Below are 1404 nucleotides of genomic sequence, written 5' to 3'. Positions count from 1 at the left end.
CACCCTTCGAAGCCTAGGCCGTCGTCATGCGGATCGTCCGATCACGAGGCAACCGGCGCTGATGTTTCGCGACGGCCTAGGCTTCGAAGGGTGATGGAGACCATCGTGTTCGACGTGGGCGAGACGATCATCCGAGACGACCGGTACTGGGCGTCGTGGGCGGACTGGCTGGACGTTTCCCGCCATACCGTCTCCGCACTCGTCGGAGCTGTGGTGGCCAGGGGCCAGGACAACGCGGAGACGCTCCGCCTCATCCGGCCGGGCATCGATGTCGCCGCCGAGTACCGCGCTCGGGAAACGGCCGGCCGAGGTGAGTACCTCGACGAGAGCGACCTCTACGACGACGTCCGCCCGGCCTTGTCCGCGCTTCGTGAACTCGGGGTGCGTGTCGTCGTGGCCGGGAACCAGACGTCCCGCGCCGGCGAGTTGCTGCGTGATCTCGACCTGCCGGTGGATCTCGTCGTCATGTCGGGGGACTGGGGGGTGGCGAAGCCGCAGCCTGAGTTCTTCGAGCGTGTGCTGGGGGTGGCTCGGGCGGCGGCGGACCGGACGGTCTACGTCGGCGACCATCCGGCCAACGACATCTTCCCCGCCAAGCGGGCGGGGCTGCGCGTCGCGCATATCCGCCGTGGTCCGTTGGGGCATCTATGGGCGGACGACGCCGAGGTGGTGGCGGCGGCGGACTGGCGCATCGACAGTCTTGGCCAGCTTGTGTCGATCGTGGCGGACCGACCATAGCGTCGCGGCCCCACCGGCTTTGGCGGGTGGGGCCGTTGCGATGACACCTACGACGCGGTCTGCTCGATCTCCGGCGCGGCCCGGTTCGTCGACCCGGGACGGCTGTTTGCGCTGGTACGTGCGCGGCTCATCCCGGGTGGTGTCTTCGTGTTCGCACAGCCGCCGGCCATCCCCGGCGCGTACGGACCGCAGGGTAGGCACAAGGGGGACTTCGCGGGCAGGGCCATGTTCACGTACCGGTACAACCAGCGTCCGGCCGTCTGGGAGAGGTCGTTGACCCGGGCCGGTCTCTCGTCGGCCATGGCGACGGTGCTCGACGCGCCCGAGCCCGGCCACATCGGGACGTTGATCGTGCGGGCCGGAGCGTAGCGTCGGTTCACGGCGAATCTTTCGTGTGCACCGGTCGGTGTGCCGGTCTTCGGCAGGACATCGAGGGCACGTCGGACGCGTGAGTGCGGCGGAATACACCATCCTGGCGCTGCGGAGTGAGATTCCGTGGCGGATCAATCCCCATCACACACCCGAGCTGGACGCCGACGCGAACTGTTGGGCGTTCGCGTTGTTGAGCGACGACCCGCGGGTTCCGGTGCCGCTGCGTGCCGACAACTACACGATGCGGGCGGCACTTTGCGGACGACATCCCCTCACCCCTTGACGGCCCCACCC

General features: G+C 68.7%; 2 protein-coding genes and 1 pseudogene. All 3 read left to right on the top strand.

The features are described from left to right. Positions 1 to 93 precede the first annotated feature (93 nt). The 3 genes and pseudogenes from JHN63_RS51035 to JHN63_RS51025 all read left to right on the top strand — a co-directional run bounded on the left by JHN63_RS51035 (position 94) and on the right by JHN63_RS51025 (position 1393). Positions 94 to 738, top strand: coding sequence for an HAD family hydrolase (locus JHN63_RS51035; protein WP_234478953.1), 645 nt, complete (start codon positions 94 to 96; stop codon positions 736 to 738). A gap of 39 nt (positions 739 to 777) precedes the next feature. Beyond that, positions 778 to 1107: pseudogene (locus tag JHN63_RS51030) on the top strand (SAM-dependent methyltransferase); the annotation flags it as partial. A gap of 79 nt (positions 1108 to 1186) precedes the next feature. After that, positions 1187 to 1393, top strand: a complete 207-nt coding sequence (locus JHN63_RS51025) for a hypothetical protein (RefSeq protein ID WP_200691932.1) — start codon at positions 1187 to 1189, stop codon at positions 1391 to 1393. Positions 1394 to 1404: the final 11 nt, after the last annotated feature.

This window comes from Streptomyces sp. MBT65, assembly GCF_016612545.1.
Taxonomy (GTDB): Bacteria; Actinomycetota; Actinomycetes; order Streptomycetales; family Streptomycetaceae; genus Streptomyces.
This window is presented reverse-complemented; position numbering and strand designations above follow the sequence as displayed.

Coding starts and splice junctions, on each gene's coding strand:
- JHN63_RS51035 (WP_234478953.1), top strand. CDS start 94: ATGGAGACCATCGTGTTCGACGTGGGCGAGACGATCATCCGAGACGAC.